Genomic DNA, 17,940 nt, shown 5'->3' with positions numbered 1-17,940 from the left:
GACTGGCGTGTTTAGTGGTAACACAGAGTTATATATTTCAAGTCATAGGCTGACATGAGTTTTTAGCCATGGAGCTTAAGATTGTATATATCATCTTCTGGGTGGCTTTGGGCGCACAATGCCAATGCTTCGTATGACTTCCAGAGCATCTCACTGTCCATGGCTATATCGTCTAAGTCGCGCGGTGGCTGCGGTGAAAAACCTCCATCTGCAAGGTTGCCGTAAATGTGTAGACCGTCCTGCGTTTTCTGTAGTATTGTGGCAAGATTGGGTCTATCCCAAGACACCAATGGATCGGGACGTAGAACAGTCTCAATAGCGCTGTTTAGCCATTTTCCTCTTGGAGTAATTGCGCCATCGCATAGCTCTATGGCTGTTCCGTCAGGGAAACCCGCTTCGCCATATTTGGTTGATCGCTGTTTATTAATGATTACTGTATGACTACCTGGGTGTGCTACTTCTATAGTATTAGACAGCAAGACTTTGTATTCCTCATCGCCATAGTAGGTGTGGTAGTAGGCGTATCCTCCATTTGCTTCAAGAGTTGGTTGAAAATCATCAAGCATAACTCGCACGTGTTGAAGCATGAGACCTCTATTCATGCGTGTAATCCATCGGTAAGTTTTAGGTCCAAACTCACTCCTGTCTATTTCAGCACGTTTGATAGGTGACATTTCTGGAATGTTTTCTGGTTCTGAGGGCATAATGCGAGTATTGTATCTCTCAAATAAGTATTCACAAAGCAGAAGCTTTTTACTGTATAAGGCGACGCTGAGTTCTTGAATACGAAAGCCGGCTTGCGTATTCAGTATAAATCTAAAACAAAAACACATGCTATTTGGAGTCTGTGCAGCACAAACGCTAAACGCGCCAGTCGAGTGGCGCGTTTAATAATAAGGACAGGTTGTTATTAAAAAGTGGTTAATAAATAGTGTTGCCTTGAAACCCAGCAACGTGGTAAATAAATAGTAATAAAATGAGCAAAGGGGAGCCCTATGTACCCGTCGGGTACACCAGAAAAACCGAAGATTGCCATAGAGGGTATAGATGTAGCATCGCTTAAACTTGGTATGGCAACAAGCTCCGTTATCTATTCCGTAAACCAGGAAATTACAACTGCTATACGGGAAGCAGAAGATACGCAAGGGAGTCCGGAGTTTTGGCGAGAGCCTGTTGAGGTTGAGGCGAGTGAGGAAAATATTGCAATGCTTGGTGTTGCGTTGTATGGTGTTGTATCAAAACGGTTTGCTTGGGAAGGCAACAAACCCCACTATAGAAGCGAGTTGGTGGCACAAAGACGAGTGGCTCAGCAAAATGTCAAAAAAGCTCAAAAAGTCCTAGTAGAATTAGCTGGTGGCGAAGAAAAGTTAGATAGATTGAAAGACCACTACGACAAAAAATGGCGTAATGTGGTATCACTACACAATACTAGCTAAGCAGCAGAGATATTACACTAGCAATGTAGGTGCTACAATGATCATGTCATGACGGAAGTCCAAGTTGAGCAGAGAGAACATAAAGACGATGTATATGTATTTGCTGTGCGTGTAGATGGCAATATTTACCGAGTTAGGTGCAGTGATGATTATTATCGTATGCTCACAGAAAGCAAGATCGATCCCGAGCAGCTAGTTGAAAAGTCGTTTGTATTCTTGTTGGAGCGGGAGCCAGCTAGCTCGATACTCAGTGAGTTTGATTTACCTTTGATTAGCAATTATTTTCCGGAATATGAGTCAACGATAAAACGGATGGTTGGATAGGCTGCAATGAACCGAAAAGATCTAAGATTACCATTCGACAAACAGGCTGCCGAGGAAATTGCCAAAGAGTTTGGTACTCCACTGCATATTTATGATGAGCGTGGAATACGTGAAACCGCGCAGCGGCTTAATAAGGCGTTTGAATGGGCGGAGGGCTATAAGAACTTCTTTGCCGTTAAAGCTACGCCAACCCCGGTAATTCTAAAAATATTACAGGAGGAGTGTATGGGGTTTGATTGTTCGTCGCGTGCTGAGCTTGCAATTATGCAACGGCTTGGCGTAGCTGGCGAAGACATTTTTTACTCAAGTAACAACACGCCAAAACGTGATTTTGAGCTGGCCATTGAGCTTGGTGCGACAGTCAATATAGATGACCTGAGCCAAGCATCGGCGTTTAAAGACGCGCTTAACGGCGGGTCTTTAAACAGGGTAGCCGCGCGCTATAACCCAGGCAGCCTGAAGTCTGGTAACGATATTATTGGCGAGCCCACCGAGGCAAAATACGGCATGGGCATTAATGAATTAGTAGAATCATTCAAGCAGCTCAAGCGTGAAAACATCAAGGAGTTTGGGCTGCATACCATGGTGGCGTCCAATGAGCTTAGTGTGTCATATTTTACCGACACAGCCGAGCTGCTACTAGAGGCAGTGGAGCAGATTGAAAAAGCCGCAGGGATCACAATTAGCTTTATAAATCTTGGTGGCGGGTTTGGGCTTAATTACCGAGTCGATCAAGAGCCGTTTGATGTAGTAGCAGCTGCAAAAGAGGTGGAGCAGGTTATTGAAAAACATGGCAAAAAACTGCAAGTATATACAGAACACGGACGTTACGTAACAGGCAGTCAAGGTTTCCTATTAACACGTGTCCAATATGTTATGGAAAAGTACAAAACCTATCTAGGCGTAGATGCCTCCATGCAAAACCTTATGCGGCCAGGGATGTACGGGGCGTACCACCACATTACGGTGCTTGGTAAAGAAGACGCCGATTTAACACATAGTTATGACGTGGTCGGTGCACTATGCGAAAACAATGATAAGTTTGCGATAGACCGAGAGCTGCCAGAAGTTGAGTCTGGGGATTTGCTCGTAATCCATGACGCTGGCGCGCATGGCCATGCCATGGGATTTAACTATAACGGCTTACTGCGCTCGGCCGAGATGCTAATTAGGGGTGATGGTAAGCCGGAACTTATTCGTCGCGGCGAAACAGTTGATCAGTACTTGCAAAACATCGTTTGGCCGTCGTAATTCCGGTCGCCGCCGTGTAGATATATGCGGTATACTGTGTAGTCTATGGATCAAGCATTAGCTTTAGAGATACTATTGGCGGGTGAGAATACTTTATTGACCGGGCCGGCGGGGTCGGGCAAGACCCATGTGTTGAACCAATTTATTGCGCAAGCAAAGCGATCCGGCAAGACAGTTGCCGTAACGGCTACAACTGGTTTGGCAGCAACCCACCTTAATGGCAGCACTATTCATTCGTGGAGTGGAATTGGTATACATGACGAGTTACCGCCTAAGTTTCATGAACATTTATTGAAGGGTCGCAGAGATACTATCAAAAAAACTGATGTGCTTGTCATTGATGAAATCTCTATGCTGCACGATTATAGGCTGGATATGGTGGATGATATCGCCCGAAAAGTTCGCGGTGTTGACGAGCCGTTTGGCGGTCTGCAGGTAGTGCTTTGTGGTGATTTTTTTCAGCTTCCGCCAGTAAGCCGTGGTGAGCAGCCAAAGAGTTCGTTTGTAGTTAGCTCTAATGTATGGGATGAGCTTGATCCGGTGGTTTGTTATCTTGATGAGCAGCATAGACAGGATGATGACACGCTACTCGAGATACTAAATGCCATGCGCCAGGGTGACATACGCCGTCGGCACGCCGAAGCGTTATTGGAACGTCGCCAAGCTTTTGACCCGTTTGAGGAAGTGACCGAGCTGCATACCAACAATGTTGATGTTGACGCCATTAATAAAGAGCGTTTAGCTCAATTTGAAGAAGAGGAACAAGTGTATTACATGGAAACGACAGGCAAAGAAAGCTACGTGGAATCTCTTAAAAAATCCTGCTTGGCGCACGAGACTTTGAAACTCAAGCAAGGCGCGCTGATTATGTGCGTTAAAAATAACGCCGAGAAAAAGTATGTCAATGGTTCGCTTGGTGTGGTTACTGGTTTTGATGACGAGACCGGGTATCCGGAAGTAGAGCTTAGAAATGGGCGGCGATTGGTTATAACACCAGAAACCTGGGAAATGCGGGACGGTGACAAAAAACGGGCTAGTCTTACCCAGCTACCACTCCGCTTGGCGTGGGCCATAACAGTACATAAAAGCCAAGGCATGACGTTGGATGCAGCACGGATTGATTTACGCCGGGCGTTTGTTGAGGGGATGGGCTACGTTGCTCTATCTCGCGTGCGCAGCTTAAAAACTTTGCGCTTGGCGGGTATTAATCAAATGGCACTGCGGGTTAGCCAAGAGGCGTTGACTATTGACACCACGCTAAGAAGCAAGTCCCAATCTGATAAACAACGTTTTGAACACTTGCGCGAAAATATTGCTAAGCGGCAAGCCGAGTTAGAGGCTAATAAAGATGCCAAGCCCGGAACCTGGACGGCCAAGCTAGAAAAGATGAGGCAAAAATATCCTAACGCCTACAAGCCCTGGAGTAAGGCCGATGATAATAAGCTGGTCAAATTATTTTCTGGCAAGAAAAAGGTGAGTGTTAAGGAAATGACGGAAATCTTTGGTCGCCATCCAGGATCCATACGCTCTAGGCTAAAAAAGCATTTTGGAGAAGATTCTATAACCGAGTTGAAGTAACGACTGGAATTTGCATAATACTCAAAAAGCGCCCATTGAAGACTATCAATGACGAGACCTCGCTCCTTAGGAAAACGCTTAACTTTTTAACATAGACACGAAGATTGTATAGTGTGAGTGCTAGGAAAAACCTGGTGGCCAGATTCATCTGTGGAGGTGTGGGCGATGAATGCTAAAAGACACAGCCTGGAAGAGCCAGCTCCGGAGGGGCAAGTCGATTACGATGTTCAGCTAGCACGATTGCGGCTGAAGACTCAACTTGTAGCTCTAATGGCTGCACTAGTTTGCCTGGCGGCTCTCTGGAGTGGTCTAGAGCTCGTGCTGGGTGAAGTGAAAGGCTTCGCTGGTCTCGTAATCCTCCTCCTCACAGCTATTGCAGGTGCTGCCTTTGGGCACTCCTTCTGGGTGCACGAGGAGAAGGTACTCTCAAGGAAATACCTCGGGGGAAGAAAGACCAGTAGGGAGCATTGCACGGTGGTAGAGCGCAGGTGCGTGATAAAGTAATATCCCCCTCGCTCCCATTCATTTCCTAGCTCCGTCTACGAAGTAACAGTCGTACTGACGAGTCGTAACAGCGACGAAACGGACAAAATAAAAAGAAGTGGTAAGATAGTGTTATGAGAAGACGGCGTAAAACACCGCGCGTGTATGCATTCATCGATAGCCAGAACCTTAACGTCAGCGTGCAGCGTTTGGGGTGGAAGATGGATTGGAAGAAGTTTCGCCAATTTTTGACCGATAAATATGGTGTCAGCCAGGCCTATATGTTTATAGGCTATATACCAGAACAAGAAAAAATGTATGAACAATTGCATGATACCGGCTTTGCTGTGGTGTTAAAGCCGACATTTGATATGACTCGCCCTCGTCCTGAAGGTGACGACCAAGATAAAAGCAAAAGCAATACCGCTGAAGAAGATAAGCATGTAAAAGGCAATGTAGATGCTGATTTGGTTCTGTGGGCTATGAAAGAGATGAAACATTACGATAAAGCTATCATCGTATCTGGTGATGGCGATTTTTATAGTCTTGTAGAATATCTTGAAGCCGAAAATAAACTACTTAAATTGTTGGCACCGAGCGGGCATTACTCTAACTTGTATAATAGGTACGAAGAATATGTTGATCGTATTGATGCGTTTCGACATGAACTGGCGTATAGGGAGGGGAAGCGTTTTGCTAAAGCTCATCGTTCTACGGATAATGCACGGTCGGGATCAAAAAGAAAATCAAAAAATTAAAAATAAATCACTAGCTGTGACGAAAGAAGCAATAAAGTATGAACAGTATAATGAAGAGAGGTAGACAGTGAATTTGGAACACCCGGTTTTCCCGCGCGAATTTTATTGGGGCGCAAGTACCGCCAGCCATCAAGTTGAGGGTAACACATACAACCAGTGGTCGGTCTGGGAGTTAGCTCATGCTGGTGAGTTGGCTAAAACTGCTCCGGAGCGACTTAGCTGGCTTCCTTCATGGCACGATATTAAAGACCAGGCAACTGATCCTAATAACTACATATCCGGGAAGGGTGTCGAACACCTAAAACGCTATAAAGAAGATTTTGCTCTAGTAAAAGAGCTTAATCTAAATGCATTCAGGTTCGGTGTAGAGTGGTCACGTATTGAGCCAGAGGAAGGCAAGTGGGACGAGAAGGCAATAGAACACTATCGTCAGTATATCAATGAGTTGCTCAAAATGAACATTGAGCCTTTTTTGAATATCTGGCACTGGACGGTGCCGGTGTGGTTCGAGGAGAAGGGCGGTTTCAAAAAACGCGCTAATCTTAAGTATTTTGACAGGTTTGTAAACAAGCTTGGCGAAGAATACGGTAATTTGCTGAAGTATATTATTACGCTTAATGAGCCAAATGTTTACACTAGTTTTAGTTATTTAACGGGTGAATGGCCGCCTCAAGAAAAGAGTTGGTGGAGCGCTGCCAAGGTGTATTATAATCTGGTTTCTGCTCACAAACGGGCTTACAAGATTCTCAAAAAAGATAAAAAACATTTGCAAATCGGGGTTGCCGCACAACTGGGGAATATACAGGCCAAACGTCCGCATAATATATTTGACCAAGTATCGACTAAGATTATGCGTTATGGTTGGAACTGGTGGTTTTTGAACCGGATTATGCGCTATCAGGATTATATAGGGTTTAACTATTATTTCACTGATTATTACAAGGGTATTATGAACGTGGCTAACCCTAAGATACCGTTAAGTGACTTGGGGTGGTACATGGAGCCAGAGGGACTCTATCAGTTACTGGAAAGATGCTGGGTGAGGTATAAAAAGCCGGTAATTGTGACCGAGAATGGTTTGGCTGATGCTAGTGATAAACACCGCCGTTGGTGGATTGAGGAGACAATTGTTGCTATGGAGCGAGCGTTAAGCGAAGGGGTAGACGTACGTGGTTACTTACACTGGAGCCTACTTGATAACTTTGAGTGGAAATATGGCTGGTGGCCACAGTTTGGGCTGGTACACGTAGATCGTAAGACTATGAAACGCACTATACGTCCCAGCGCCAGATGGTTCGCCAAACGCGTAGATGAGCTCTAATGTCAGCGGTAAATTAAGATAGGGTATAAGCTAGGGTAGTCATAAGATTGACAGAAACGCTAATGCTTGCTATAATGTGGTCATGTCTGAAGAAAAAAATCCACTAGAAAAAGGTAAAGTTGGCATCGAATTCTTGGCCAAACTTGATGATAATAAAGAAAGAAGGCGAGGCAAGGGTACTCTTTACGAGCCTGAAACAAACCCTAGGATAACGAGCGAAAGTGAACCAGCAAAGCTACGGAAAATTGCAGCCGGGCTGCTTGCTGTATCGGTAGCGGTGCCAACCGCTGCAGGAGCTTACAAACTGGCTGATATGGCCTTTGAAGGTCGGTCTGAAGCAGATGATGTCGAGCATTATATAAAAGGGGGTACACCTGAAGATATGCATCCAAACATGCGTATAGAAGTCAAAGGTGGCGACCCGGATCAGGGCGAGTCAGTAGATGTATATACTAACAAAGGTGGTCCTGAGCCGGGAACTCCAGAGTATGGCCAAGATTTCGAGACTAAGGGTGGCGGACAGTAAGTCATAGCGTCTGAAGGACGGACTTATCCACCACATGTTGTGGTGGATTTTTATTTCTGTCAAATCTGTGGATAACTAAGTGATTTTATCTGGTTTTTTATTGGAAAAGGGTTGCAAGTGGGTAATGGTGGGTAGTAAACTCATGTCAGTGGGTAATCGTGGGTAATCCAAAATAGATTACTCCAGCAATAAAAATAAAAACCACTAGTAACTTAACTACATACATATGGCCACGATAGACTATTTCGAAAGAAAGCTCGACAGCAAGCGGAGGTTGACAATACCAGCCGAGCTTCGAGACGAGCTGAGTAGCGGGGTAGTTATCACCAAAGGGTTCAAAGACTATTTGCATTTGTACCCTAAGGCAGTATGGGATGAGCTAGTTGAGCCGCAGCTCCAGGGAAGTATCCTTGATGAGAGCGTAGCGGATCTCAACGTGCAGTTTCGTATGGGTAAAACCGAAGCAACGCTTGACGGAAAGCAAGGTCGGATATCTATCGAACAGCATTTACTTGACCATGCCGGGATTGATCGTGGTGTTGTTGCTATACGTGCTGGTAAATACTGGCGCCTAGTTGCAGCATAGTTAAAGTACCTTAAAAACCCAAACGAAATTAGATAGAAATATATCGTAGCCGCTTTTCTCGGGAAGAGCAGCCAGAGACTTTGGCTTTGCCAAAGCCCTGCGCGATGAGAAACCCCGAAGGGGTGTCTCATGGCTGAAGGTTAGCTATCTGGCAGTCAACAAGTGGCCGAAGGCAACCACTATAAAAACCTTTGTTCTTTACACCAAAACACCTCCCAAAACTCCACCTCACACATAAGTCTCTCAAACTTGTTTGTAAGTGCAGCTAGGACCTTGCAGATTTCACCAAACGAAATCCGCACTAAGTCTCAACAAACGCAATTACAAACACCACAAAAACAAAAACCACCAAAAAACAAAAAGTTGACTGCTAGATAGGTGACCTTAAAAAAACAAAAACAAAAACAAAAGATCACCAAAAAAATAGTGCACGATGCACCAAAATAAACACCAAAACAAACATACGCCAGTATTGCTTGAAGAAGTGTTGCAGTACCTAGATCCACGTAGCGGGGACTCGTTCCTTGATCTTACGGCTGGGTACGGCGGACACGCAGCAGCAATGTTGGAACGCACCTTAGCGCCAAGCAGGGCAACGCTCGTAGACCGCGATCAATACGCGGTAGAGTTTTTGCAGAAACAGTTCGGCGATCAAGTCAAAATTGTTCACCAGGATTTTTTGACAGCAAGCCAAGAACTTCGGCGCCAAGACAAAAATTATGAATGTATTTTGGCAGATTTAGGGACATCGTCACCGCACCTTGATAATAATGAACGTGGATTTAGTATCCAACAGGAAGGTCCGCTCGACATGCGGATGGATCAACGACAATCACTCCGTGCCTCTACGATTGTAAATGAGTACAGTATGGAAGAACTAGAAAGGATACTAAAGGACTACGGCGAAGAGCCCAAAGCTAAGAAAATAGCTGAGCTCATTATTCGTCATAGGCCAATTCACACAACCAGTCAGCTTGCTGAGATTGTAAAATCAGCTTGGCGCGGCCGTAGTCGGATACATCCGGCAACCAGGACGTTTCAAGCGCTGAGGATTGCAGTCAATAGTGAGCTTGAGCAGCTGGAACAGGCAATACCCCTGTGGGTAGATATGCTTGCACCAGGTGGTCGGCTAGCGATTATTAGCTTTCATAGTTTGGAAGATAGGATCGTAAAACAGCAACTGGCAAAATATGCAGGTAATCGATATGATGCAGATTTACGATTGCTTAGCAAAAAGCCGGTGATTGCCGGCAAAAATGAAAAAGTTTCCAATCCGCGAGCTCGCAGTGCTAAACTGCGTGTCGCAGCAAAAATAAACAACAAACAGAAAGGAGAGATTTAATGCCAATTCAGGTAAAAAGCCTCTCCCGTGCATACAAAGTACGCGTCAAAGTGATGCACTAGTATGCCAACATTCCTGCCCTCTAACAAGTTAGGGGGCAGGGCATAGACTAAAATAAACACCCACTCACCATTTCATCAAGCTTTGCAATCTGATTACAGGCTGCTCTGCTCAGAAATGGTAAGTGGCAGGCAAAAATAAAAAGTACAAAAATATGACATATTCAAATTCTCTTGCAATGGGGCGGCAACGCTACGGCAGCCGTAACCAAAACGCAACAAGTTTTAGACCGAAAGTAGCCACAATAGGCCCCGTCAGTAACACGATTATATTAGTTGTGCTTGCTTGCTTGTTAGGCCTGCTTTATCTTACCCAAGTTACCAAAACAAATGCGTTTGGGTATCAGATAAACGAATTGCAACAAGAACAGGCGACACTTCAGGTTGAGCACGAAGAGCTTAGTGTTGCTTCGGCTCGCTTGCAAGCTCTAGAGCGCGTCCAAGAAAGTGACGTTGCCAAGAGTCTTGTTTCGGTCGCTCCACGTGACACCCTCCAGTGATAAACCGTAAAAGGGGTCGTATGCAACCGTCAATAAAGCAGTTACTAGAACCAGTACAACGCATCCGGGTTTGGTATGTGCTGTTATTGCTTGTCTTTGGGTTACTGGTAGTCCGGTTGTTTTATATTCAAATTATTCAACATGATCATTATAAAACTGCTGCACAGCATGGACAGCTGAGAGAGTATGAGATTCCAGCTGAGCGGGGGGTTATAGAAGCATATAGTAATGGTGAGCGGGTTCCGATTGTTTTGAACGAGACAAAATACACATTGTTCGCTGACCCTGCATTTATTGAAGATCATGATCAAGCGGCAATCGAAATACAGGAAATTATCGGAGGCGATGCCAACGAGTACAAACAAAAAATGACCGCAGATAGCCGCTACGTCATACTAGCCAAAAAACTAGATAAAGATACCAAGAAGACCATTGAGTCACTAGATCTAAAAGGTATAGGTCTACGGGATGCGGTATATAGAACCTACCCGCAGGGCAAACTTGCTTCGCAGTCACTTGGTTTTGTGAACGATGAGGGCGAAGGCGTATATGGGGTGGAACAGGCGTTAAACGAAGAGCTGAGCGGTACACCTGGAATGTTACGAGCAATAACTGATGCCCAAGGTGTGCCATTGCCGGCAAATCGCGAAAACACGTTGATTGAACCGCAGAATGGTCAGCGAGTCGTGACATCTTTGGACATTGGAATGCAAAAACATGTCGAAGATATACTCAGAGCTAACTTAAAGCGAGCCAAATCATCTTCGGGTGGTGTTGTTGTTTTGGAAGCGGACACTGGTGCCATTAAAGCAATGGCTAATTATCCGACATATGATCCGGCCAAATTCTCAAAAGTAAGCAGCGATGATATTGGTGTATTTGAAAACAATATTGTAAGCGGCGCCTTAGAAGTTGGTTCGATAATGAAACCGTTGACCGTAGCGGCGGCACTTAATGAAGGGGTAATTCAACGGGACTCTACCTATTATGATTCCGGATTTATAGAGGTTGACGGAGCTACGATTACAAATGTGGAAGAATCCGGCGGAGCGGGAACTCGTTCTATAAAAGATATTCTCCAATTATCTTTAAATACTGGTGCTACTTGGATGCTCAAGCAATTAGGCGGTGGTGAAATAAATAAACAAGCTCGCACAACATGGCACAATTATATGACAGACCATTATTATTTTGGTCAGTATACCGGGATTGAACAGGGTTATGAGTCAGCCGGTTCGATCCCTGATCCAGTTGACGGATTTGGGTTGAATATTCAGTTCGCAAACACGGCGTTTGGGCAGGGTATGACCGCAACCCCGTTACAAATGGGTGCTGCTCTTGCCAGTGTGGTAAACGGGGGTACTCGCTACCATCCTTATCTAGTAGAAAGTGTGATTTCTCAGGACGGCGGAGTGCACGATCGCAGACCGCAAGCAGTAAATAAGGAAGTTGTTTCTCGGCAAACAAGTAAAAATGTAAAAGAGCTTATGGAGTATGTGTTCCAGACGAACCACCGTACTTATGGGATGGATTCACTTCGGCCCAAGTATAGTATTGGTGGCAAAACTGGGACTGCTCAGGTACCAAAGCCAGAGGGTGGGTATTACGAAGACAAATTTAACGGTATGTTTATGGGGTTTGTCGGCGGAGATAATCCCGAATACATTATCGTGGCACGCGTTAATGACCCACAAATTGGCGGATACGCCGGTTCTACCGGTGCCGGTCCGGTATTTACCGATATCGTTAATGTACTGATAGATAATTTTGGTGTAACACCGAAGAAATGAGATAATTGTAGGGAAGTTTATCATGACAGAAATACTAACAGTTAGCATACAAACAAGTACCGTCATTAGAATACTGGCATTGGCGGCGTTGAGCTTTATGGTAAGTATGGCAATAACCCCGATATATACCACTGCGGCTTATAAATACCAATGGTGGAAAAGGCAGCGTTCGGACGCATGGTCCGGCGGATTAGCCAAGGTATATCAGAAATTGCATGCTGCCAAACACAAACGAAATATTCCAACCATGGCAGGGGTCATATTTGTCGTTTCAGTTTCTGTAGTGACGTTACTATTTAATCTTGACAGAGGTCAAACCTGGTTACCTTTAGCCGGTATGGTTGGTGCCGGTATTATCGGCTTAATCGATGACTATATCAATATACGCGGACAAGGATTAGGAATTGCCGGTATGCGGTCAAAAATTAAGTTTGCGCTGCATAGTGCAGTTGCACTAATCGGTGGTTGGTGGTTCTTCGCGAGGCTTGACGTCTCAAGCATCTCGGTGCCAGTTATCGGTGAGTTACAGGTAGGTTTTTTGGTAATTGCGTTGTTTTGGTTTATTGTCGTGGCGACAGCCAACGCGGTTAATATAACAGATGGACTTGATGGACTTGCCGGCGGACTTCTGGTGTCTTCTTTCGCTGCGTATACACTGATATGTTTCATGCAAGGTCAATATGCATTGGCTGGTTTTTGTCTAACCATCGTCGGAGCATTGCTGAGCTATACTTGGTTTAATATCTATCCAGCACGGTTTTTTATGGGTGATGTTGGCTCGTTTGCGCTTGGTACGGCACTAGGTATCATCGCAATGCAAACGGATACTATTTTTATCTTGCCGGTCATCGGTGCAGTGTATGTTGCCGAGACGGGGTCAGTGATTATAAATCGACTATCTAGAAAAATCCGCAATGGTAAAAAAGTGTTTAAATCGTCACCAATTCATCATCACTTTGAGGCCAGCGGCTGGCCTGAAACCAAAATTACCATGCGGTTTTGGATACTTGGCCAAGTGGCGGCTGTTATAGGACTTATTCTGTTTGTTGTAGGAGGCTTGTAATGGCTCTTTCTTCAGCATCTCGCCGGCCGGCAATGCTACACCGCTTACAACAGCGGAAACATAAACCAGATTACTTACTCGTACTGCTGAGCACCGTGTTGCTAGCTATTGGACTTATCGTTGTATACGCCATAAGCCCGGGGTTGAGTGAGCAGCAAAACGTTAGTGAAAATTATTATGTTAGCAAGCAGTTTACGGCTATTGGGCTTGGCATTGTAACGTTTCTCATAGCCGCTAACTTAAAAATGCACCATATTAAGCAGCTTAAAATACCGCTCATTATCGCTGCGTCATTAGTAGCGGTAGCTGTACATATTTTTGGCCAAGAGGTTAACGGGGCGACCCGGTGGGTTCAAATAGGCGGATTGTCGTTTCAGGCGGTTGAGCTTATTAAATTTGCAGTACTTATCTGGTTGGCAGGGTTTCTTGCCAATAGGGTTAAAGAGAATAACTTGCAAAGTTTCGATAAAACATTTAAGCCTATTTTGATCGCGCTCGCTGGAGTAAGTATTGTCGTGGCGGTATTTCAAAGCGACCTAGGTTCGGTTGGGGTTTTGGCAGCTATGTTCCTCGCCATGTGTTTTGTTGCGGGGCTACCCATGAAGAGAATATTGATGGTAATCGGTATTTTGGCGATCGGTACGGTGCTGGCGATATCTAGTACGGGCTATAGGCGAGATAGATTTATGACATTTTTACAGCCTGAGAGCGATTGTCAGTCAGCCGGTTACCAGGCATGCCAGGCGCTAATTGCAATCGGTTCCGGTGGAATGTTTGGTCAGAACGTTGGTGGTAGCGTACAAGCGTATGGGTACCTGCCCGAATCGGCTAACGATTCAATATTTGCTATTTTCGCAGAGATGTTTGGGTTTGTAGGTTCAGTGGTGTTGATTGGATTGTTCGTGGCACTGTTCGCCAGGATGCGGCACATCATGGAAAGAGCCCCGGATGTTCATAGTAGACTACTTATAGTGGGTGTTCTGGCATGGCTCAGCACCCAAGCGTTAATCAATATAGGAGCCATGCTTGGTGTACTGCCGCTAAAAGGTATTACGTTGCCGTTTATTAGTTATGGTGGTACCAGTATAATCTTTGTAACGGCCACGATAGGTATTGTGTTTAATGTATCACGATACACGACATACGGCGTGAATAACTTGGCTTTAAGTGAAGGGAAGGGTAATGAAAGTACTTTTGACTGGAGGCGGAACAGGCGGGCACATTACGCCCCTTCTGGCCGTCGCGCACGAGCTTAAACAGTCGTCTGCACCCGCAGAGATTATGTATGTCGGTGAACGGCGTGGTAAATTTGTTCATCTTATTCAAAATAAGCCAGATATCGATAGCTTCAAGTTGATTTTTGCCGGTAAATTTCGGCGTTACCACAATGAAAGTTGGATAAAAAAGTTAGTCGATGTTAAAACAAACCTTCTTAACTTACGAGACATCATCTATCTTTGTATCGGTACAGTTCAATCGGTCGCTTTACTTATTAAAAATAGACCGGATGTGATATTCATAAAGGGTGGATTTGTGGGCGTGCCGGTTGGTGTAGCGGCGCGTATCTTGCGCATACCGTTCATAACTCACGACTCCGACACGACACCTGGTTTAGCTAATCGTATTGTTGGTCGCTGGGCACGATATCATGCTACAGCAATGCCAGCATCGTTTTACCCTTATAAACAATCGCTTGTGCGGCATGTGGGGATACCATTGTCAGATAATTTTAGATCTGTCGATGAAAAAACAAAGGCTCAGTATCGTAAAGAATTAACAATCCCGCATAACGCGAAAGTTGTTTTGGTGACCGGTGGAAGCCAGGGTGCGCAACGCATGAACCACCTGGTTTCTCCTGTACTTCTTGACCTATTAAGACAACGGTCAAATCTATACATAGTGCATCAAACAGGTCGTCGTGGGAACGTCTCTTATCAGGAGTTTAAAGAGCGTTGTATTGTAATGGAGTTTATTGATGATCTACATAAATATAGTGCTGCAGCTGATGTGATTGTGTGCCGGGGCAGTGCAACGAGTTTAGCTGAATTTGCGGTGCAGGGTAAACCGTGCGTGGTTATTCCGGCTCCGCATTTAGCGTCTGGTCACCAAGTCAAGAATACTCAGCACCTTGAGAAGCTAGGAGCCGTGCTTGCGCTGGATGAGGTGGAGCTAGCGAAGCAATCGGATTTGCTAAAGACGACTTTAACGAGCTTGCTTGATGATGACACAGCTCGTAAGCGGCTAGTCGATAATTTTAGAAAAACTACAAAGTCTAACGCTGCAAAAAATATCGCAAAACTATTGCTCGAGTTTAATACATGAGAAATTTACTTCGCAGGCTTCTTCGAAAGTCCAACGACGACAAGCATAACACCAAATCCCCAGGCCGCGCTCCTATGTACTCATACTACGCAAACCGCCGGTATGACGTTCGTGACTCGACAGCTCGCCGGCGCGGAGAGCCAAACAGTAAGACTGATGTCACGGGCTGGCACAAATTACCAGGGTTTATAGCCATATTGATTATAATCGGTTGTATTTTTTATATACTTAGTTTGGACATATCTCCGCGGATCGTTACGGTAGAACAACCAGATGAGTCTCTTTCAATATTACAATCAGAGGAGATATATCAAGAGGCAGCAAGAGACGCTCTAAAAGCAAATGTACTGCATAGATTTAAATTGACAATTGACACTCGTTCAATTGAACGCTCGCTGTTACAGCAATTTCCGGAGCTTGATCAAATAGCAATTACGGTTCCGGTCGCCAGTCGCCGCCCAGTTATTGAAATTAGAGCCAAAACGCCAGCTTTTGTGTTAACTTCGGATGTTAACGCGGTTGTTGTCGACACACGCGGTCGTGTGATTGTCGATGTTGCTGATGTTGAGCATGATGTGCAATCGATGGTTCCGCAAATTATTGATGAAGTTGGGTTGACGCCAAAAGTGGGTGACTGGATTCTGCCTAGCGATACGGTGGCATTTATTAAATCAACGAAGTTATTACTAGAGTCAGCGAATATAAAGGTTGAGCAACTGGTACTTCCGGTAATTGCTAACGAACTTCACGTTTGGCCGCAAGGGGAGGGATATTACCTAAAATTCAATACTGCAAATGACGCAAGAGAGCAGGTGGGTGCATATATTGCGACGAAAAAGGATCTTAACGCAAAAGGCGTTCAGCCAGGTGAGTACATAGACGTACGGGTAGAAGGCCGAGTTTTTTATAAGTAAAAACCCCACTCTACCCTAATGTTCGTAAAATGTTCAGATTTGAAATATTTCACATTTACTAAAAAACTATACGAACATACAAAAGTAGGGCAATGTCAAAAAAATATATATAAAACAGGAAAGTAGGGCAAATGCAAATTTTTACAATCAAACGTCGTAAAAGCAAATGTTTTCACGATCCGCTGGCCAGCGGATGTGGATAAGTCCCGCGAGTGTAAAAATCATAACGTTTTATGTGAGGCGTGTTGGTGGCTATAGGTGGATTAGCAACAAGTAGCAGATAGTAGACACCGGGCAGTTACTTGCAAGCAGTTTTAGGCGCAGACTGCCAAAAGTCCCCTGCACGGGGAGGTATTTGTAATCATCTTTAAACCAGATATGCGAGTCGCAAAATATACATTGTGCGACGTCGTGTCAATGTTCGGTTTTGGTGCACTTGCTCGTTGTCTCCCGGCCTTTTTCAAATGATTCTTGGCCTTATAGTACGTTATTATTTTTAAATGCACTACCCGACTTATGTGTGGTTTAATTTTTAGTGTTTAATTTACTTTTGCCTTGTTTGGCCTATGTGTAACATTTAGTACTAAACAATGTTAGCTTGTTCGTATTTTGTACAATAAAGTAATCGGTCTTATCTATTCGGCGAGGCTGTAAGTGGCTTTGGCAACGCGTTTAAACTGCGGCTTGCCTTGTAAGTTTAGCAAAATAGTAGTTTCTTTAACCTGGCGGCTCTTAAGTACTGCTTTGACGATTTCATCACGGTGCATTGGTTGGCCGTTTTCCTTAAGTATGTCTGCGATCACGTCGGCTACAGTTCCACGGTCATAACCCCATTCTTTTAAGGCGTAAATACCGCGTCCAATTAAAACAAATCGTTTGTCTTTAATAAGCTCATTGTGAATTGCTTGTGTTGTTACATCTTTGCGCTTAAACTCGCTTTGCTTTATGGTGTCAGCTATCTCATTAAAGTGCATATGTTTACCACTCTCGTGCAAGATGACATATATTTTGTCACGTATATTCTTTGGGTTAACCATGGGCCACTTAATTAAGCCCCATCTGTTGTTTAGCGTGGCAAGGTGTTTGCTAGCACTTGCAAGTGCCTGTGTATGCTTGTGGTCTTCATGTCCGGCATGCTTGGCGATTTCTTCGGCGCTGGCCGGTTCACCTAGCTTCTTTACAGTTTCAATAACCCCAGAAACAAGTTCTTTTATGGTTTTTTCGTCGTGAACTTCCCTGATACCAACAGCGTGGTGGAAGTGATCGTTGTCTTCAATAACCGCTAGACGTGGGCAAAGCTGAGCCAAAAAAGCGATCTTTGATTGGTTCTCTTTGCTGTTATCTTTGTGGAACTTTGCACTTAAATCCGTAATTCGAGCGATCTTCCCTAGCTCATGTAATTCAGTCAAGAATTTGTCTTGTACCTCATTAATGTGTGGTAACTGTCCCTGCTCTGCTTGAGATTTTAATCGCGCAATGACTGCCTTTTCAAGCTGGCGGACACGTTCTCGGGTAATGCCAAGTAGTTCACCAATTTGTTCCAGGGTTTCTTTACGGTCAAACAGGCCAAATCTACGAGAAATAATTTCGCGTTCTCGCTCCCTGTCTATAGTGCCTAATATATCGTTTACGATTTTTTCGATATTTAGCGTACCACTGGATTCAGTCATAATTTGTGTTCCTTATA

At 44.6% G+C, this 17,940-nt stretch carries 18 protein-coding genes; 16 read left to right on the top strand and 2 right to left on the bottom strand.

Features of this window, described 5'->3' with window-relative positions; all coding sequences use genetic code 11:
* Positions 1–62: 62 nt before the first annotated feature.
* Entirely contained in the window at positions 63–704 is a 642-nt protein-coding gene (locus tag U5K77_00505; protein ID MDZ7744230.1) for a hypothetical protein, read from the bottom strand.
* 291 nt (positions 705–995) lie between these two features.
* On the opposite strand from U5K77_00505, the gene U5K77_00500 reads away from it, so the two are divergent.
* The 16 genes from U5K77_00500 (at position 996) to U5K77_00425 (ending at position 16,253) form a co-directional block, all read left to right on the top strand.
* Positions 996–1,436: a hypothetical protein gene (locus tag U5K77_00500; protein MDZ7744229.1), complete on the top strand. Its 441-nt coding sequence runs from the start codon at positions 996–998 to the stop codon at positions 1,434–1,436.
* A 48-nt stretch (positions 1,437–1,484) separates the two neighbouring features.
* Positions 1,485–1,760 carry a hypothetical protein gene (locus U5K77_00495; protein ID MDZ7744228.1) on the top strand — a complete coding sequence of 92 codons (276 nt, stop codon included), beginning with the start codon at positions 1,485–1,487 and terminating at the stop codon, positions 1,758–1,760.
* 6 nt (positions 1,761–1,766) lie between these two features.
* Positions 1,767–3,011 carry a diaminopimelate decarboxylase gene (locus U5K77_00490; GenBank protein MDZ7744227.1) on the top strand — a complete coding sequence of 415 codons (1,245 nt, stop codon included), beginning with the start codon at positions 1,767–1,769 and terminating at the stop codon, positions 3,009–3,011.
* A 45-nt stretch (positions 3,012–3,056) separates the two neighbouring features.
* Complete coding sequence (locus U5K77_00485) at positions 3,057–4,589, top strand: PIF1 family DEAD/DEAH box helicase (protein ID MDZ7744226.1); 1,533 nt, start codon at positions 3,057–3,059, stop codon at positions 4,587–4,589.
* Positions 4,590–4,754: 165 nt separating this feature from the next.
* A complete protein-coding gene (locus tag U5K77_00480) occupies positions 4,755–5,093 on the top strand; it encodes a hypothetical protein (GenBank protein MDZ7744225.1) in 339 nt (112 codons plus the stop codon).
* 113 nt (positions 5,094–5,206) lie between these two features.
* On the top strand, positions 5,207–5,830 hold the full coding sequence (locus U5K77_00475; GenBank protein ID MDZ7744224.1) for an NYN domain-containing protein: 624 nt from the start codon (positions 5,207–5,209) through the stop codon (positions 5,828–5,830).
* A gap of 67 nt (positions 5,831–5,897) precedes the next feature.
* Positions 5,898–7,151, top strand: coding sequence for a family 1 glycosylhydrolase (locus U5K77_00470; protein ID MDZ7744223.1), 1,254 nt, complete (start codon positions 5,898–5,900; stop codon positions 7,149–7,151).
* Between the two features lie 82 nt (positions 7,152–7,233).
* Positions 7,234–7,677, top strand: a complete 444-nt coding sequence (locus U5K77_00465) for a hypothetical protein (GenBank protein ID MDZ7744222.1) — start codon at positions 7,234–7,236, stop codon at positions 7,675–7,677.
* Between the two features lie 226 nt (positions 7,678–7,903).
* The gene (locus U5K77_00460) at positions 7,904–8,263 is read left to right on the top strand and encodes a cell division/cell wall cluster transcriptional repressor MraZ (GenBank protein ID MDZ7744221.1); all 360 of its coding nucleotides are present in this window, start codon (positions 7,904–7,906) and stop codon (positions 8,261–8,263) included.
* Positions 8,264–8,696: 433 nt separating this feature from the next.
* Entirely contained in the window at positions 8,697–9,605 is a 909-nt protein-coding gene (rsmH, locus tag U5K77_00455; GenBank protein ID MDZ7744220.1) for a 16S rRNA (cytosine(1402)-N(4))-methyltransferase RsmH, read from the top strand.
* A 214-nt stretch (positions 9,606–9,819) separates the two neighbouring features.
* Positions 9,820–10,164: a hypothetical protein gene (locus U5K77_00450; GenBank protein ID MDZ7744219.1), complete on the top strand. Its 345-nt coding sequence runs from the start codon at positions 9,820–9,822 to the stop codon at positions 10,162–10,164.
* 20 nt (positions 10,165–10,184) lie between these two features.
* Complete coding sequence (locus U5K77_00445) at positions 10,185–11,954, top strand: penicillin-binding protein 2 (GenBank protein MDZ7744218.1); 1,770 nt, start codon at positions 10,185–10,187, stop codon at positions 11,952–11,954.
* 22 nt (positions 11,955–11,976) lie between these two features.
* Positions 11,977–13,017 carry a phospho-N-acetylmuramoyl-pentapeptide-transferase gene (mraY, locus tag U5K77_00440; protein ID MDZ7744217.1) on the top strand — a complete coding sequence of 347 codons (1,041 nt, stop codon included), beginning with the start codon at positions 11,977–11,979 and terminating at the stop codon, positions 13,015–13,017.
* Positions 13,017–14,273: a putative peptidoglycan glycosyltransferase FtsW gene (locus U5K77_00435; protein ID MDZ7744216.1), complete on the top strand. Its 1,257-nt coding sequence runs from the start codon at positions 13,017–13,019 to the stop codon at positions 14,271–14,273. The genes mraY and U5K77_00435 overlap by 1 nt, the downstream gene beginning before the upstream one ends.
* Entirely contained in the window at positions 14,200–15,339 is a 1,140-nt protein-coding gene (locus U5K77_00430; protein MDZ7744215.1) for a UDP-N-acetylglucosamine--N-acetylmuramyl-(pentapeptide) pyrophosphoryl-undecaprenol N-acetylglucosamine transferase, read from the top strand. The genes U5K77_00435 and U5K77_00430 overlap by 74 nt, the downstream gene beginning before the upstream one ends.
* A 74-nt stretch (positions 15,340–15,413) precedes the next feature.
* Positions 15,414–16,253, top strand: coding sequence for a hypothetical protein (locus U5K77_00425; GenBank protein ID MDZ7744214.1), 840 nt, complete (start codon positions 15,414–15,416; stop codon positions 16,251–16,253).
* Positions 16,254–16,888: 635 nt separating this feature from the next.
* On the opposite strand, the gene U5K77_00420 is transcribed toward U5K77_00425, so the two are convergent.
* Entirely contained in the window at positions 16,889–17,923 is a 1,035-nt protein-coding gene (locus tag U5K77_00420) for a sigma factor-like helix-turn-helix DNA-binding protein (GenBank protein MDZ7744213.1), read from the bottom strand.
* Positions 17,924–17,940: the final 17 nt, after the last annotated feature.

The sequence above is a fragment of the Candidatus Saccharibacteria bacterium genome (assembly GCA_034521515.1).
GTDB lineage: Bacteria > Patescibacteriota > Saccharimonadia > Saccharimonadales > JAXHMH01 > JAXHMH01.
This window is presented reverse-complemented; position numbering and strand designations above follow the sequence as displayed.

What these genes read in the sequence shown, in the direction of transcription:
- U5K77_00505 (MDZ7744230.1), bottom strand. Translation starts at nt 704, where the DNA reads ATGCCCTCAGAACCAGAAAACATTCCAGAAATGTCACCTATCAAACGT.
- U5K77_00500 (MDZ7744229.1), top strand. Translation starts at nt 996, where the DNA reads ATGTACCCGTCGGGTACACCAGAAAAACCGAAGATTGCCATAGAGGGT.
- U5K77_00495 (MDZ7744228.1), top strand. Translation starts at nt 1,485, where the DNA reads ATGACGGAAGTCCAAGTTGAGCAGAGAGAACATAAAGACGATGTATAT.
- U5K77_00490 (MDZ7744227.1), top strand. Translation starts at nt 1,767, where the DNA reads ATGAACCGAAAAGATCTAAGATTACCATTCGACAAACAGGCTGCCGAG.
- U5K77_00485 (MDZ7744226.1), top strand. Translation starts at nt 3,057, where the DNA reads ATGGATCAAGCATTAGCTTTAGAGATACTATTGGCGGGTGAGAATACT.
- U5K77_00480 (MDZ7744225.1), top strand. Translation starts at nt 4,755, where the DNA reads ATGAATGCTAAAAGACACAGCCTGGAAGAGCCAGCTCCGGAGGGGCAA.
- U5K77_00475 (MDZ7744224.1), top strand. Translation starts at nt 5,207, where the DNA reads ATGAGAAGACGGCGTAAAACACCGCGCGTGTATGCATTCATCGATAGC.
- U5K77_00465 (MDZ7744222.1), top strand. Translation starts at nt 7,234, where the DNA reads ATGTCTGAAGAAAAAAATCCACTAGAAAAAGGTAAAGTTGGCATCGAA.
- U5K77_00460 (MDZ7744221.1), top strand. Translation starts at nt 7,904, where the DNA reads ATGGCCACGATAGACTATTTCGAAAGAAAGCTCGACAGCAAGCGGAGG.
- rsmH (MDZ7744220.1), top strand. Translation starts at nt 8,697, where the DNA reads ATGCACCAAAATAAACACCAAAACAAACATACGCCAGTATTGCTTGAA.
- U5K77_00450 (MDZ7744219.1), top strand. Translation starts at nt 9,820, where the DNA reads ATGACATATTCAAATTCTCTTGCAATGGGGCGGCAACGCTACGGCAGC.
- U5K77_00445 (MDZ7744218.1), top strand. Translation starts at nt 10,185, where the DNA reads ATGCAACCGTCAATAAAGCAGTTACTAGAACCAGTACAACGCATCCGG.
- mraY (MDZ7744217.1), top strand. Translation starts at nt 11,977, where the DNA reads ATGACAGAAATACTAACAGTTAGCATACAAACAAGTACCGTCATTAGA.
- U5K77_00435 (MDZ7744216.1), top strand. Translation starts at nt 13,017, where the DNA reads ATGGCTCTTTCTTCAGCATCTCGCCGGCCGGCAATGCTACACCGCTTA.
- U5K77_00430 (MDZ7744215.1), top strand. Translation starts at nt 14,200, where the DNA reads ATGAAAGTACTTTTGACTGGAGGCGGAACAGGCGGGCACATTACGCCC.
- U5K77_00425 (MDZ7744214.1), top strand. Translation starts at nt 15,414, where the DNA reads ATGTACTCATACTACGCAAACCGCCGGTATGACGTTCGTGACTCGACA.
- U5K77_00420 (MDZ7744213.1), bottom strand. Translation starts at nt 17,923, where the DNA reads ATGACTGAATCCAGTGGTACGCTAAATATCGAAAAAATCGTAAACGAT.